Below are 14,421 nucleotides of genomic sequence, written 5' to 3'. Positions count from 1 at the left end.
GAGACCGGAGGCCTCAGGCGACGACGACCGGAATCTTGCCGATGCGGGCCTGCCATTCGCGCGGGCCGGTCTGGTGCACGGACTCGCCGGTGGAATCCACCGCCACGGTCACCGGCATGTCCTGCACGGTGAACTCGTAGATCGCTTCCATGCCCAGGTCGGCGAAGCCCACCACCTTGGCGGCCTTGATCGCCTTGGAGACCAGGTACGCCGAGCCGCCGACCGCCATCAGGTACGCCGACTTGTTGTCACGGATCGCCTCGATCGCCGCCGGGCCGCGCTCGGCCTTGCCGACCATGCCCAGCAGGCCGGTCTGTTCCAGCACCTGGCGGGTGAACTTGTCCATGCGGGTCGCGGTGGTCGGGCCGGCCGGGCCGACCACTTCGTCGCGCACCGGATCGACCGGGCCGACGTAGTAGATGAAGCGGCCCTTGAGGTCGACCGGCAGCGGTTCGCCCTTGTCCAGCATTTCCACCATGCGCTTGTGCGCGGCGTCGCGGCCGGTCAGCAGCTTGCCGTTGAGCAGCAGCGTCTGGCCCGGCTTCCAGCTGGCGACGTCTTCCGGGGTGATCGTGTCCAGATCGACGCGGGTGCCCTTGGAGGCGTCATAGGTGATCTGCGGCCAGTCTTCCAGCGACGGCGGATCCAGCATCACCGGGCCGCTGCCATCCAGGGTGAAGTGCGCATGGCGGGTGGCCGCGCAATTCGGGATCATCGCGACCGGCAGGTTGGCGGCGTGGGTCGGGAAATCCTTGACCTTGATGTCCAGCACCGTGGTCAGGCCACCCAGGCCCTGCGCGCCGATGCCCAGCGCGTTGACCTTGTCGAACAGCTCCAGGCGCAGCTCTTCGGCACGGTTGGAGGCGCCACGTGCCTTCAGTTCGTTGATGTCGATCGGCTCCATCAGCGACTCCTTGGCCAGCAGCATCGCCTTCTCGGCGGTGCCACCGATGCCGATCCCGAGCATGCCCGGCGGGCACCAGCCGGCACCCATGGTCGGCACGGTCTTGAGCACCCAGTCCACGATCGAGTCGGACGGGTTGAGCATGGCGAACTTGCTCTTGGCTTCCGAACCGCCGCCCTTGGCCGCCACGATCACCTCGACGGTGTCGCCCGGCACGACCTTGACGTTGACCACGCCCGGGGTGTTGTCCCTGGTGTTGACGCGCTTGCCAGCCGGATCCGCCAGCACCGACGCGCGCAGCTTGTTGTCCGGGTAGTTGTAGGCACGGCGCACGCCTTCGTTGGCCATGTCTTCCACGCCCATCGTGGCGTCGTCCCAACGCACGTTCATGCCGATTTCCAGGAACACGGTGACGATGCCGGTGTCCTGGCAGATCGGCCGGTGGCCTTCGGCACACATGCGCGAGTTGATCAGGATCTGCGCCATCGCTTCCTTCGCGGCCGGCGACTCTTCGCGCTCGTAGGCAGCGTTGAGGCTCTTGATGTAATCGACCGGGTGGTAGTACGAAATGTACTGCAGCGCGTCGGCGATGGACTGGATGAGGTCTTCCTGCTTGATCGATGTCACGACTTGCTCGCTTGCTGGAGGCTGGCGGGGGTTGAACCGCCGATTTTAACAAGGACCGCCCGGCGGCGTTGAGAATCGCTCGCGGCCGCGGCTTTTGGTGCACAGTGGCCGCCCAGCCTTGTCACAGCGGCCCGCCCTGCCGCGTCCTCCCGGCATGACCCCGACCGATACCTTCCAGACCCACCGCCCCCGCCTGTTCGCCCTGGCCTACCGCCTGCTGGGCAGCCGCAGCGACGCCGAGGACATCGTCCAGGACGCCTGGCTGCGCTGGCAGGGCTCCGACATCGCCGCGATCCGTGATCCGGAGGGCTGGCTGGTCACCGCGACCACCCGGCTCGGCCTGGACCGGCTGCGCGCGATGCGCAGCGCGCGCCTGGAGTACGTCGGGCCCTGGCTGCCCGAACCGCTGGAGATCGCCCTGGATCCGGACCCGCTGCAGGACCCGGCCCAGCGGCATGCGCTGGCCGACGAGGTCTCGGTGGCCTTCCTGGCGCTGCTGGAGCAGCTCAAGCCGGACGAGCGTGCCGCCTTCCTGCTCAAGGACGTGTTCGACTACGACTACCCCGATATCGCGCCCCTGCTGGAGCACTCGCCCGCCAACTGCCGGCAGCTGGTGCACCGGGCGCGCCAGCGGCTGCAGACGGGCGCCCCGCGCTTCACGGTCTCGCCCGCGCAGCACCGCGACCTGCTGGCACGCTTCATGGACGCCTCGCAGCAGGGTGATCTGGCCGCGATCCGCTCGCTGCTCGATGCCAATGCCGAGATGATCTCCGACGGCGGTGGCCGCGTGACCGCGGCGATCCGTCCCCTGCTGGGGGCCGAGCGCATCGCACAGCTGTACTGGGCGATCGCGCGCCGCAACGGGCAGCATCCGGCCCGGCTCGGCCAGGTCAACGGCGAGCCGGCGATCCTGCGTTTCGCCGGCGACCAGCTGCACTCGGTCACGATGATCACGGTCGATGCAGGGCGCATCGTGCGCGTGCTCAGCGTGCTCAATCCGGAAAAACTCACGGCCCTTGTCACAGCGCGCGACGCTGGCACGTCCTCCTGATGAAGACGGCCGCTGCGGCCGTCATGGAGTCCGTCATGTCTGCTTCCCCCCGTGTTCCCTACACCCGCCTTGCCGCCGAAGCCTTCAAGGGCCTGCTGGCCACCAGCAAGGCCGTGCACGACAGCTCGATCGATCCGGTGCTGATGGAACTGGTGTTCCTGCGTGTCTCGCAGATCAATGGCTGCGGTTACTGCATGGACATGCACGGCACCACCCTGCGCAAGGGCGGGATCGAACCACGCAAGCTGGATACGCTGCCGGCCTGGCACGAAAGCCGCTTCTTCGATGCGCGCGAGCGCGCCGCGCTGGGCTGGGCCGAAGCGCTGACCCGGTTGAGCAGTGCGGCCCCCTCCGACGCCGCCTACGAGGCGCTGGCGCCGCACTTCGACGAGAAGGGCATCAGCGACCTGAGCATGGGCATCGCGGTGATCAACGCCTGGAACCGTCTCGGCGCCGGTTTGCTGCCGCCGCTGCCGTAAGGGTCGGGTCGTGCCGGCCGCTGGCCGGCCCCAAGAGATCTTCGTGCTTTACCGGGTAGTGCCGGCCGCTGGCCGGCTCCGCACGATGCTGGATGCGACCTGGAGCCGGCCAGCGGCCGGCACTACCGGCTTCGGTGCGCCGGCTCTACCGTTCTGCGGTGCGTCCGCGTCTGCAATCTGCGCATGCACTGAATTCATGCATCAACCACGGCCACGGCGCGCACAATACCGTCCATGCCCGCCTCCCCCGCTGCCGGTGCACCCGGCCAGAAGAACCCCAGCCTGCGCGAGCGCGTCAATGCGATGCGCAACCTGCCCCCGTTCCTGCGCCAGGTCTGGCAGACCAGCCCCGGGCTGACCCTGGCCAGTCTGGGCCTGCGCGTGATCCGTGCCTTGCTGCCGGTGGCGATGCTCTATGTCGGCAAACTGATCATCGATGCGGCGGTGCTGCTCAGCCAGCACGATGCGGGTTTCCCGCCGTTCGGCGAGGCCCTCTCCAGCGGGCTGCTGAACCCGCTGCTCGGGCTGCTCGCACTCGAGTTCGGCCTGGCGATGGCCTCGGACCTGCTCGGCCGCATGGTCAGCTACGCCGATACGCTGCTGTCGGAGCTGTTCACCAACGTCACCAGCGTGCGCCTGATGGAACACGCGGCCGAGCTGGATCTGGAGGACTTCGAAGACCCCGACCTGCAGGACAAGCTGGACCGCGCACGGCGCCAGACCATGGGCCGCATGAACCTGATGAGCCAGCTGTTCGGCCAGGTGCAGGACAGCATCACCGTGGCCAGCCTGGCGGTCGGCCTGATCGTGTACGCGCCGTGGTTGATCCTGCTGCTCGCGGTCGCGCTGATCCCGGCGTTCATCGGCGAATCGCATTTCAACGCCGCCGGCTACAGCCTCAACTTCCAGTGGACGCCGGAGCGCCGGCAGCTGGAATACCTGCGCCAGATCGGGGCCAGCGTGGAAACCGCCAAGGAGGTGAAGATCTTCAACCTCCATCGCTTCCTGATCGACCGCTACAAATTGCTGGCCGAGAAGTTCTATCTCGCCAACCGCGCGCTGGCCCGCAAGCGCGCGATCTGGGGCACGCTGCTGGCCGCACTGGGGACGCTGGGCTATTACGCGGCCTACGCCTACATCGCGTGGCGCACCGTGCGCGGTGATTTCTCGATCGGCGACCTGACCTTCCTCGCCGGCAGTTTCCTGCGCCTGCGCCAACTGCTCGAAGGCCTGCTGATCGGGTTTTCGCAGGTCGCCGGGCAGGCGTTGTATCTGGACGATCTGTTCTCGTTCTTCCAGATCCAACCCGAGATCCATTCGCGCCCGGACGCGGTCGCCATCCCGCAGCCGATCATCGACGGCTTCGTGTTCGAGAACGTCGGCTTCCGCTATCCCGATGCCGAAAGCTGGGCAGTGCGCCACCTGGATTTCGAACTGCGCGCCGGCGAAGTGCTGGCCCTGGTCGGCGAGAACGGTGCCGGCAAAACCACCCTGGTCAAGCTGCTGGCCCGTCTGTACGACCCCGACGAAGGCCGCATCCTGCTCGATGGCCGCGACCTGCGCGATTACGACCTGGATGACCTGCGCGCCAACATGGGCGTGATCTTCCAGGACTTCGTGCGCTACAACCTCAGCGCCGGCGAGAACATCGGCGTCGGCCTGGTCGAGGCGATGACGGACGACGCCCGCATCCGCGATGCCGCCCGCCGCGGCATGGCCGACGAGGTCATCGCCGGCCTGCCCGGTGGTTACGACCAGCTGATTGGCCGCCGCTTCAAGATGGGCGTGGACCTGTCCGGCGGGCAGTGGCAGAAGATCGCGATCGCGCGTGCCTACATGCGCGATGCGCAGGTCATGATCCTGGACGAACCAACCGCCGCACTGGATGCGCGCAGCGAGTTCGAGGTGTTCCAGCGCTTCAAGGAACTGTCCGACAACCGCACCGCCGTGCTGATCTCGCACCGCTTTTCCTCGGTGCGCATGGCCGACCGCATCCTGGTGCTCGCCGGCGGCCGTATCGAGGCCAGCGGCACCCACGCCGAACTCATGACCCAGGGCGGCCGTTATGCCGAACTGTTCGAGCTGCAGGCGGCCGGCTACCGCTGAAACCCCCGCCTGACGGGCCTGTCCGGCCAGTCAATGAGAATTTATCTCATTTGAGATAAACTAGACCCGACGAAACCGACCAGAACCCCACCCCCATGTCTTCCGCTTTTGGCGCCGAAACGGTGCTTGAGGTCCGCCACTGGACCGACGCCTACTTCAGCTTCACCACGACCCGCGACAGCGGCTTCCGCTTCGAGAACGGCCAGTTCGTGATGATCGGCCTGGAAACCGAAGCGCGGCCGCTGCTGCGCGCGTACTCCATCGCCAGTGCCAACTGGGAAGAGAACCTGGAGTTCTTCAGCATCAAGGTCCAGGACGGCCCGCTGACCTCGCGCCTGCAGCACATCCAGCCGGGCGACAAGGTACTGGTCGGCAAGAAGCCCACCGGCACGCTGTTGATCAGCGACCTGCACCCGGGCAAGCACCTGTACCTGCTCGGCACCGGCACCGGCCTGGCGCCGTGGCTGTCGGTGATCAAGGATCCGGAAACCTACGAGCGTTTCGACAAGGTGATCCTCACCCACGGCGTGCGCTACGAAAAGGACCTGGCCTACCGCGACCTGTTCGAGAAGGAACTGCGCGAGCACGAATTCCTCGGTGAGATGATCGGCGACAAGCTGCTCTACTACCCGGCCGTGACCCGCGAAACCTTCCCGAACCAGGGCCGCCTGACCTCGCTGATGGAAAGCGGCGAGATGCAGAAAACCCTCGGCCTGCCGCCGCTGGACCCGGAAAACGACCGCGCCATGATCTGCGGCAGCCCGCAGATGCTGGCCGACCTGCGCACCGTGCTGGACAGCCGCGGCTTCCAGACCTCGCCGCGCATCGGAACCCCCGGCCATTACGTGTTCGAGCGCGCGTTCGTCGAAAAATAAGGTGGAGCCACGCCATGCGTGGCTGGACCCCGCCAAAGTTGATGCAACACGAGGAGCCGGCCAGCGGCCGGCTCTACCCGTCGCCGTGGCCCTGGCCGGGCGACGCCGTCAACCCAGCGCGGCCTCGATATCCCCGCGCAGCGATGCCGGCGTGTCGGTCGGCGCATACCGCTCCAGCACCTGCCCCTCGCGGCCAATCAGGAACTTGCTGAAGTTCCACTTGATCCCGCGCGTCCCCAGCACCCCGGCCTTCTCGCGCTTGAGCCACTGCCACAGCGGATCGGCGCCGTCGCCGTTGACCTCGACCTTGTCCGACATCGGGAAACTGACCCCGTAGGTCAGCGAACAGAATTCCCCGATCTGCGCCGCATCGCCCGGCTCCTGGTGCCCGAACTGATCGCAGGGAAACCCGATCACCACCAGCCCCCGCGGCCCGAACTCCCGCCACAGCGCTTCCAGCCCCTCGTACTGCGGCGTGAACCCGCACTTGCTGGCCACATTGACCAGCAGCAACACCTTGCCCCGGTACTGCACCAACGCCTGCGGCTGACCGGACAGATCCACGAACGGGAAATCGAAGGCAGTGGTCATGGCAGGGGTTCCGGTGGAAAGACCTCATCTTAGCTCGCCTGCTGGACTTGTCCTGCACGGCTGGGGAGCCGGCCAGCGGCCGGCACTACCGCTCCCAATCTGGGCCGCACGCCGCTTTTCGAGGCGCCGGCCCCCACCCGCCCCGCGCCTCGCAGCAGCCCACCGCCGCTATTGCTGTTGCTGTTGCAGTGACCGCGCCCTTTCGCAACGCCCCGGCCGTGGTCCAGCCAAAACATGCCTTTCGACACAAGCCCCTCCGCAACGGCTCGGGTTACCCTCAAAGACTTGTCTGACCGGAGATTTCCCCTTGACCACCCGTCTTGCCCTCGCCGTCGCCGTGACCCTCGGCCTTGCCCTGCCCGCCTATTCCGCCACCGCCGCCACCCCGGCAGCGACCGCGACTGCCGCCCAGCAGGCCAACCCGTTCTTCGCCGACAGCCCGCTGCCGCTGCACTTCCCGCAGTTCGACAAGATCAAGGACAGCGACTTCGCTCCCGCCTTCGACGCCGGCATGGCCCAGCAGCTGAAGGAAGTCGAGGCGATCGCCAACAACAAGGCCAAGCCGACCTTCGACAACACCCTCATCGCCCTGGAAAAGAGCGGTGACACCCTGGATCGTGCCACCACCGTGTTCTTCAGCCTGGTCGGCGCCGACACCAACGACGCACGCAAGAAGCTGCAGGCCGATTACTCCGCGCGCTTCGCCGCGCACAGCGACGCCATCGCGCTGAACGGCAAGCTGTTCGCCCGCATCCAGACCCTGTACGACACCCGCACCCAGCTCGGCCTCGACGCCGAAGGCGTGCGCCTGGTCGAGAAGTACTACGAGAACTACGTCCGCGCCGGCGCCAAGCTGTCCGAAGCGGACAAGACCAAGCTCAAGGAAATGAACGCCGAACTGGCCAACCTGGGCACCAAGTTCAGCCAGAACGTGCTGGCCGAAGTGAACGCTTCGGCGATCACCGTCGACGACGTCAAGGAACTGGACGGCCTCTCGCAGGAACAGATCTCCGCCGCCGCCGAAGCTGCCAAGGCCCGTGGCCAGGACGGCAAGTACGTCATCACCCTGCTCAACACCACCGGCCAGCCGCCGCTGACCAACCTGGCCAACCGCGCGCTGCGCCAGAAGATCTACGAAGCCTCGGTGACCCGCGGCAGCCGCGGCGGCGAGTACGACAACACCGCCCTGGTCTCGCGCATCATGCAGCTGCGTGCCGACAAGGCCAAGCTGATGGGCTTTGCGAACTTCGCCGCCTACAACCTCACCAACCAGACCGCCAAGACGCCCGAAGCCGTCAACGCGATGCTCGGCCAGCTGGCCCCGGCCGCAGTGGCGAACGCCAAGCGCGAAGCCGCCGATCTGCAGACGATGATCGACAAGGAGCAGAAGGCCGCCGGCAAGCCGACCTTCAAGCTGGAAGCGTGGGACTGGGCCTTCTACAGCGAGAAGGTGCGCCAGGCCAAGTACAACTTCGACGAATCCCAGCTCAAGCCGTACTTCGAAATGAAGAACGTGCTCGAGAACGGCGTCTTCCACGCCGCCCAGCTCGAGTTCGGCCTGACCTTCAAGCAGCGCACCGACCTGCCGGTCTACCACGAGGACGTCACCGTCTACGACGTGTTCGATGCCGACGGCAGCCAGCTGGCGATCTTCATCTTCGACCCGTATGCACGCGCCTCCAAGCGCGGCGGTGCGTGGATGAACTCCTACGTGTCGCAGTCGGAACTGACCGGCTTCAAGCCGGTGGTCGCCAACCACCTCAACATCCCCAAGCCGCCGGCCGGCAAGCCGACCCTGCTGACCTGGGATGAAGTCACCACCACCTTCCACGAATTCGGCCACGCCCTGCACGGCATGTTCTCGAACGTGAAGTACCCCTACTTCTCGGGCACCTCGGTGCCGCGCGACTTCGTCGAGTTCCCCTCGCAGGTCAACGAGATGTGGGCCGATGATCCGGTCATCCTGAAGAACTACGCCAAGCATTACCAGAACGGCACGGCCATGCCGCAGGCCCTGCTCGACAAGGTCGTCGCCGCCGCCAAGTTCAACCAGGGCTTCGCCACCACCGAATACCTCGGTGCGGCCATGCTCGACCAGCGCTGGCACCAGATCGGCCCGGACCAGGTGCCGGCCGCCAAGGACGTCATGAAGTTCGAAGCCGAGGCCCTGGCCAAGGACGGCATCTTCTACGCGCCGGTCCCGCCGCGTTACAAGACCCCATACTTCAGCCACATCATGGGCGGCTACTCGGCCGGCTACTACGCCTACATCTGGTCGGAAGTGCTGGACGCCAACACCCAGAAGTGGTTCCGCGAGAACGGTGGCCTGAGCCGCAAGAACGGCGATCACTTCCGCCAGACCCTGCTGTCCAAGGGCGGCAGTGTCGATGCGATGGAACTGTTCCGCAATTTCGCCGGGCATGAGCCGCAGATCGAGCCCCTGCTCGAGAAGCGCGGCCTGACCTCGGGTGACGGCAAGAAGTAAGCGTCCGTTCCAACGACGCGCTGTACGGAAAACGCCCGGCACTGCCGGGCGTTTTTCATGGCTCACTCAACGCGGCGCCACAAACCCCCCAGGCACGCCGTTCGGCGACAGCACCAACTGCCACAACTGCGCATGCCGGCAGCGGAAACTCGCCATCGACCCGGCCAGGTAGAACCGCCACATCCGGCGGAACCGTTCGTCATAGCGCTGCGCATCCAGCCGCGGCCACGCCGCTTCGATGTTGGCCCGCCACGCCTGCAGTGTCCGATCGTAATCCGTGCCGAAGTTGTGCCAATCCTCGAGCACGAACAGCCCTTCCAGCGCCTCGGTGACCTGTGCCGCCGAAGGCAGCATGGAGTTCGGGAAGATGTACTTCGCGATCCACGGATCGGTGCGATGCCGCGACAGATTGCTCCCGATCGAATGCAGCAGGAACAGACCCTCCGGTCGCAGGCAGCGCCGCGCCATCTCGAAGTAGCCGCGGTAGTTCTTGTCGCCCACATGCTCGAACATGCCCACCGACAGGATCGCGTCGAACGATTCCTCCACGTCGTGGTAGTCCTGCAGCCGGATCTCGATCGGCAGGCCCGCGCACAACTGCCGCGCATACTCCGCCTGCTCCTGCGAGATCGTCACCCCCACGCCGGACACGCCATAGCGCTCCGCCGCGAACTTCAGCGCCTCGCCCCACCCACAGCCGATATCGAGAATCCGTTGCCCGGGGCGCAGCCCCAGCTTGCGGCAGATCAGATCGAGCTTGGCCTCCTGGGCCGCATCCAGGTCCGTGGCCTCACGCCAGTAACCGCAGCTGTAGACCAGCCGCTGGCCCAGCATCGCCTCATACAGATCATTGCCCAGATCGTAATGACGCCGGCCGACCTCGAAACTGCCCGCCCCGGCCTGCAGGTTGAACACCCGCGCCTTCAGCGCATCGGCCAGGTCGCGCCAGCCGTGCACGCGCTCGTCCAGATGCGCCTGCATCAGATGAAAGAGGAAGTCGTCCAGCGCGCGGGCATCCCAGTGCCCGTCCATGTAACTCTCGCCCAGGCCCAGCGAGCCCTGGGCCATGACCCGCGCGTAGAAGCGCGGGTCGTGCACCGTGATGTCCTGCGGCTGGTCACCGTCAACGGTGACCCCCGCCTCATGCAGCAACCCTGTGACCCGTCGTTGCAGCCCAGCGTCCACATCGCCTCCGTCGATCAACCCCGGGCGAACAACCCCGCGACATCCTGACCCACGTGCGGCACCAGCACGGCGGCCGGGACGTCCACGGTCTGCGTGCCGTCCGAGTACGGCCCTACCTGGTAGGGCGGGAACACGAAGCGTATCGCAGAGATACGCCCGTCGGAACCGGTCAGCGGCTGGAACTGGCTGAAGTTGTCCGCGCTCGGCCCGGTGCCGTCGGCGATCATCCGGCTCGCATTGCGCAGCGATTCCTGCATCTGCGCCGGCTCCATCTCATCGGTACTCAACCGGGTCGCCACGCGCTCGCGCAGCTGATCGGCCACGTAATCGCTGATCGCCTTCCATCCCTTGGCGTCCGCCACCAGCTTGTCGGCGGTGAGCATCTGCTGCTGTTCCGGCAGCCACACGAAACGTGCCACCAGCGGCTCGCCATGGGCGCCACCGGTGTAGCGGCTGCCATCGGCGGTCACCACCACCAGCTGCGGCGTTTCCAGGACCTTCTCGAAGGTCAGCGACAGCTCATAGGGCATGGTCGGCTTGTCGTTGCCCAACCCGTCCAGCGCCTGCTGCAGCTCTGCCCGCGCACTGTCGGCGTAGCCCCCCAGCGCCTTGGCCAGACCCGGATAACGGGCGATGTCCGGCGGATAGGTGATCCCGACCACCGCCTGCGGCGAGGTTTCGATCACGTCGCGCAGCTCGAGCGGCGCCTCGGGGGCCGCCACGGGCGCGGCCGGTTCGGCAGCGGTATCGGCCGGCGTCGCCGGGGCCTGTGTGTCGCCGTCGCGCTTGCAGCCTGCCACCAGCACCACGCCCATAGCCAAGGCCAGCGCGCTGGCGCGCAGCGCGCGACGGTTTCCTGCGATGTTCATCCTGAAATCCCCTTGTTGTAACCCACCATCATGATCAGCCATCCCTGAAGCATGACCCGCTGCCCTCATCGGACCAGCAGGTCGTCGTACTCCTCATGCCGCTGCAGGAACGCCTCGGCGTATGCGCAGGCCGGCACGACCTTGAACTTGTTGTCGCGCGCGTAGCGCAGCGCCACCTTGGTCAGTTCGCCCGCGACCCCGCGCCCGGCGATCGGCTCGGGCACCTCCGTGTGGGTGATGACCATCCGCTTGCGCTTGATCTGGTAATCCAGCAGTGCCAGATGCCCTTTGACCCGGGCCTGGAACCGGTGATTGGCCAGATCGTGCTCCACCTCGTAAGCCAGTCCGGGCGGCGTGACCGAAGCCATGAGCGGTGTCTCCTGCGGCGACTGCAGCGATAGTGCGCAGCCGGCCGCCATGATCGCGTGAAGCCTGAACAGGGGCAAGCAGCGACGCGGCGCGTCACTTGCCGCCCTAAAGCCTGGGCGGCTCAAGCCGATATCGGATTCGGACAGGGCGTGAAAGCTGGCATGGCTTTTGCGAAGACCTGCCTGTACGCACCCGCTCTCCGGAGGTCCGCATGGACAACACCGCACCTGCCCCCGCCGCCCACGGCGATGCCGACAGCTCCCTGCTCGAAGGCCTGTTCCAGCTGGCCGTGAACGGCCAGACCCAGGGCTGGGAATTCGACCAGATCAACCACCCGGTCTAGCCCCGGCTGCTCCGCACCTAGGGGCTGGCCGCCAAGACGCCCCCCTGACGGTGTCGTGGCACACCCCCTGTGCCCGGGCCCACCCCAACCGGTCGTGAGCTACCCCCCCCCCGGCGCGACGACGCATCGACCCACCGTCGGTCGAAAGGTAGGTACCGACCGTTGGTCGGTACGCCCCCTACTCAACCGCCGAGGCTGAAGGTCGGGTTGCTCAGCTCACGCAGGAAGTGGCTGAAGATGCTCGGCTGCATGGCCAGCATGAACAGCACGCCGAAGGCTGCACCGGCCAGGTGCGCGCTGTGGTTGATGCGATCGCCACCGCGGCGGTCCATCCAGATGCTGTAGCCCACGTAGAACACCGCATAGATGATCGCCGGGGCCGGAATGAACAGCACCAGGATGATCGACCACGGCTTGATCAGGATGAAGGCGAACAGCACCGCCGAGACCGCACCGGACGCCCCCAGGCTGAGGTAGTTCGGGTTCTTCTGGTTCTTCAGGTAGCTCGGCAGGATCGAGACCAGCAAGGCGCCCAGGTAGAACGCCGGATAGGTCAGATAGCTGCCGCTCAACTGCAGCATCACCTGTTCGATGAAGCCGCCGAAGAAGAACAGCGTGATCATGTTGAACGCCAGGTGCGACAGATCGGCGTGGATGAACCCGTACGTGATCAGCCGGTCGTACTGACGGTTGCGATCCACCGCGGGCGGCCACAGGATCAGGCGGTCGGCCAGCGCGCGGTTCTTGAACGCCATCCACGACACGATGACGGTGATGGCGATCAACAGCAGGTTGACTGGGGTCATGTCAGGCTCAGGCGGTGCGGTAGTTGTCGACCATACGATAGCGCTTGGCGTACCAACCGAAGGCCAACGCCGCCAGGAATGCGAAGCCGGCGAAGAAGAACATCAGGAACGCCGCCTCGCTCAATCCCGTACTGGCGATCTGGTGGGTCACCGTATCGTTGCGCACCGCCGCGTTGGACAGCAGCACCCACAGGTTGCCGATGGTGGTGGTCAGGTTCCAGAAGCTCATCACCACGCCCTTCATCGCCTGCGGCGCCTGGCTGTAGGCGAACTCCAGGCCGGTGGCCGAAACCAGCACCTCACCGAAGGTCAGCAGCGCGTACGGCAGCATCTGCCAGAAGATCGACATGACGTTGCCGCCGTCCATCATCACCTGGATGCCGCCGACCACGATCCAGGCCAGGCCGCTGAAGGCGATACCGGCGGTCATGCGGCGCAGCGCGGTGGGCTCGAAGCCGAAGCGGCGCAGCATCGGGTACAGCACCAGGTTGTTGAACGGGATCAGGATCATCACCAGCAACGGGTTCAGCGCCTGCATCTGCGAGGCGGTGAACCAGCTCGGCATGGCCATCTGCTGGCCCTGCAGGACCCAGGTCGAGGCCTTCTGGTCGAACAGCGAGAAGAACGGGGTGGTCAGCGCGAAAATCACCAGCACGCGCAGCACCGAGCGCACGCCCTCGACCGCTTCGGCCGGGTGCACCGCACGGGCGCGGTCCAGCTGCATCCAGGTACCGCCACCGATACCGGCCAGCAGCAGGACCAGCGCGATGCACAGGCAGATCACGATGCCCAGGCTGCCGACCAGCCCCATCGAGGCCACCGCCAGCACCGCGCCGAGGATCGCCAGCGTACGGCCCGGACGGCCCTTGCCCGGCACCTGCGCCGACAGCGCGGTGCGCACGACATTGCCGAACGAATGTGGGTCCTTCGGCGGCAGCGGCACCAGCACATAGCGCTTGCGGCCCATCCAGAACACGAAGGTCGCCACGAACATCAGGATGCCCGGGATGCCGAACGCCCACGCCGGGCCGAGGTTCTTCAGTGCCAGCGGAATCAGCAGCGAGGCGAACAGCGAGCCGAAGTTGATGATCCAGTAGAAGGCATCGAAGACGACCTTGGCCAGGTGCTTGTTGCTCTGGTCGAACTGGTCGCCCATGAACGAAGCGACCAGCGGCTTGATGCCACCGGCGCCCAGCGCGATAAGGCCCAGGCCGACGAAGAAGCCCTGGCGACTGTCTTCGAAGATGGCCAGGCAGGCGTGGCCGGCGCAGTAGATCAGGCTGAACCACAGGATGGTGTGGTACTTGCCGAAGAATTTGTCGGCCAGCCAGCCGCCGAGCAGCGGGAAGAAATACACGCCGATCATGAAGCTGTGCATGATGTCCTTCGCCTCGCCGGCGCGGCCATCGGCGGTGATCTCCTGCAGCAGCAGCGAGGTGATCAGGAACTGCACCAGGATGTTGCGCATCCCGTAGAAGCTGAAGCGTTCGCAGGCCTCATTGCCGATGATGTAGGGAATCTGGCGCGGCATCTTGCCTTTGCCGGCGCTGGCGGCTGCGATATTGCTCATCCTGTGGGGCTGTCCTGCGAACACGAAAGGACCAAGATTACCGGAACGCCCTACCCCAGCGCACGCTGCACAGCTGCATGACAGCCGCTGCCGGACATGGCAGGCCGATCAGCGACCGCCGCCCGGGTGGGCCCATGTCACGGATCGTCGACGGCGGAAGC

General features: G+C 66.2%; 13 protein-coding genes. 6 read left to right on the top strand and 7 right to left on the bottom strand.

Annotation, left to right across the window (positions count from 1 at the left end; genetic code table 11):
* Positions 1-13 precede the first annotated feature (13 nt).
* A complete protein-coding gene (locus tag ABE434_RS06290) occupies positions 14-1,531 on the bottom strand; it encodes a fumarate hydratase (protein WP_346478209.1) in 1,518 nt (505 codons plus the stop codon).
* 154 nt (positions 1,532-1,685) lie between these two features.
* Between ABE434_RS06290 and ABE434_RS06285 the strand changes: the two genes are divergently transcribed.
* The 4 genes from ABE434_RS06285 (at position 1,686) to ABE434_RS06270 (ending at position 6,042) form a co-directional block, all read left to right on the top strand.
* Positions 1,686-2,582, top strand: coding sequence for an RNA polymerase sigma-70 factor (locus ABE434_RS06285; protein WP_346478208.1), 897 nt, complete (start codon positions 1,686-1,688; stop codon positions 2,580-2,582).
* A gap of 35 nt (positions 2,583-2,617) precedes the next feature.
* Positions 2,618-3,061 (top strand): carboxymuconolactone decarboxylase family protein, encoded by a 444-nt coding sequence (locus ABE434_RS06280; RefSeq protein WP_346478207.1) that lies wholly within the window; start codon positions 2,618-2,620, stop codon positions 3,059-3,061.
* 234 nt (positions 3,062-3,295) lie between these two features.
* Positions 3,296-5,167: an ABC transporter ATP-binding protein gene (locus ABE434_RS06275; RefSeq protein ID WP_346478206.1), complete on the top strand. Its 1,872-nt coding sequence runs from the start codon at positions 3,296-3,298 to the stop codon at positions 5,165-5,167.
* 95 nt (positions 5,168-5,262) lie between these two features.
* Positions 5,263-6,042 (top strand): ferredoxin--NADP reductase, encoded by a 780-nt coding sequence (locus tag ABE434_RS06270; protein ID WP_176989467.1) that lies wholly within the window; start codon positions 5,263-5,265, stop codon positions 6,040-6,042.
* A gap of 108 nt (positions 6,043-6,150) precedes the next feature.
* Here the strand turns inward: ABE434_RS06270 and ABE434_RS06265 are convergent, their stop codons facing one another.
* Complete coding sequence (locus tag ABE434_RS06265; RefSeq protein ID WP_346478205.1) at positions 6,151-6,633, bottom strand: glutathione peroxidase; 483 nt, start codon at positions 6,631-6,633, stop codon at positions 6,151-6,153.
* A 307-nt stretch (positions 6,634-6,940) separates the two neighbouring features.
* Here ABE434_RS06265 and ABE434_RS06260 point away from each other — a divergent pair, with 307 nt between their 5' ends.
* A complete protein-coding gene (locus ABE434_RS06260) occupies positions 6,941-9,118 on the top strand; it encodes a M3 family metallopeptidase (RefSeq protein WP_346478204.1) in 2,178 nt (725 codons plus the stop codon).
* Between the two features lie 66 nt (positions 9,119-9,184).
* Here the strand turns inward: ABE434_RS06260 and cfa are convergent, their stop codons facing one another.
* The 3 genes from cfa to ABE434_RS06245 form a co-directional block, all read right to left on the bottom strand.
* Positions 9,185-10,303, bottom strand: a complete 1,119-nt coding sequence (cfa, locus tag ABE434_RS06255; protein ID WP_346478203.1) for a cyclopropane fatty acyl phospholipid synthase — start codon at positions 10,301-10,303, stop codon at positions 9,185-9,187.
* 14 nt (positions 10,304-10,317) lie between these two features.
* Positions 10,318-11,172 carry a DUF3298 domain-containing protein gene (locus tag ABE434_RS06250; protein WP_346478202.1) on the bottom strand — a complete coding sequence of 285 codons (855 nt, stop codon included), beginning with the start codon at positions 11,170-11,172 and terminating at the stop codon, positions 10,318-10,320.
* A gap of 65 nt (positions 11,173-11,237) precedes the next feature.
* Complete coding sequence (locus ABE434_RS06245; RefSeq protein ID WP_176989462.1) at positions 11,238-11,540, bottom strand: GNAT family N-acetyltransferase; 303 nt, start codon at positions 11,538-11,540, stop codon at positions 11,238-11,240.
* A 212-nt stretch (positions 11,541-11,752) separates the two neighbouring features.
* On the opposite strand from ABE434_RS06245, the gene ABE434_RS06240 reads away from it, so the two are divergent.
* Positions 11,753-11,884 (top strand): hypothetical protein, encoded by a 132-nt coding sequence (locus tag ABE434_RS06240; protein ID WP_346478201.1) that lies wholly within the window; start codon positions 11,753-11,755, stop codon positions 11,882-11,884.
* Between the two features lie 182 nt (positions 11,885-12,066).
* Here the strand turns inward: ABE434_RS06240 and ABE434_RS06235 are convergent, their stop codons facing one another.
* Positions 12,067-12,690 carry a rhomboid family intramembrane serine protease gene (locus tag ABE434_RS06235; protein ID WP_319212117.1) on the bottom strand — a complete coding sequence of 208 codons (624 nt, stop codon included), beginning with the start codon at positions 12,688-12,690 and terminating at the stop codon, positions 12,067-12,069.
* Positions 12,691-12,697: 7 nt separating this feature from the next.
* A complete protein-coding gene (locus ABE434_RS06230) occupies positions 12,698-14,260 on the bottom strand; it encodes an oligopeptide:H+ symporter (RefSeq protein WP_176989460.1) in 1,563 nt (520 codons plus the stop codon).
* Between the last annotated feature and the right edge of the window lie 161 nt (positions 14,261-14,421).

The organism is Stenotrophomonas sp. TWI1183 (assembly GCF_039673115.1).
GTDB classification, from domain to species: Bacteria; Pseudomonadota; Gammaproteobacteria; order Xanthomonadales; family Xanthomonadaceae; genus Stenotrophomonas; species Stenotrophomonas maltophilia_AA.
Note: the sequence above shows the minus strand (reverse complement) of the source record. Positions and strands in the feature narration are given on the sequence as shown.

Coding starts and splice junctions, on each gene's coding strand:
- ABE434_RS06285 (WP_346478208.1), top strand. CDS start 1,686: ATGACCCCGACCGATACCTTCCAGACCCACCGCCCCCGCCTGTTCGCC.
- ABE434_RS06280 (WP_346478207.1), top strand. CDS start 2,618: ATGTCTGCTTCCCCCCGTGTTCCCTACACCCGCCTTGCCGCCGAAGCC.
- ABE434_RS06275 (WP_346478206.1), top strand. CDS start 3,296: ATGCCCGCCTCCCCCGCTGCCGGTGCACCCGGCCAGAAGAACCCCAGC.
- ABE434_RS06270 (WP_176989467.1), top strand. CDS start 5,263: ATGTCTTCCGCTTTTGGCGCCGAAACGGTGCTTGAGGTCCGCCACTGG.
- ABE434_RS06265 (WP_346478205.1), bottom strand. CDS start 6,633: ATGACCACTGCCTTCGATTTCCCGTTCGTGGATCTGTCCGGTCAGCCG.
- ABE434_RS06250 (WP_346478202.1), bottom strand. CDS start 11,172: ATGAACATCGCAGGAAACCGTCGCGCGCTGCGCGCCAGCGCGCTGGCC.
- ABE434_RS06245 (WP_176989462.1), bottom strand. CDS start 11,540: ATGGCTTCGGTCACGCCGCCCGGACTGGCTTACGAGGTGGAGCACGAT.
- ABE434_RS06240 (WP_346478201.1), top strand. CDS start 11,753: ATGGACAACACCGCACCTGCCCCCGCCGCCCACGGCGATGCCGACAGC.
- ABE434_RS06235 (WP_319212117.1), bottom strand. CDS start 12,690: ATGACCCCAGTCAACCTGCTGTTGATCGCCATCACCGTCATCGTGTCG.
- ABE434_RS06230 (WP_176989460.1), bottom strand. CDS start 14,260: ATGAGCAATATCGCAGCCGCCAGCGCCGGCAAAGGCAAGATGCCGCGC.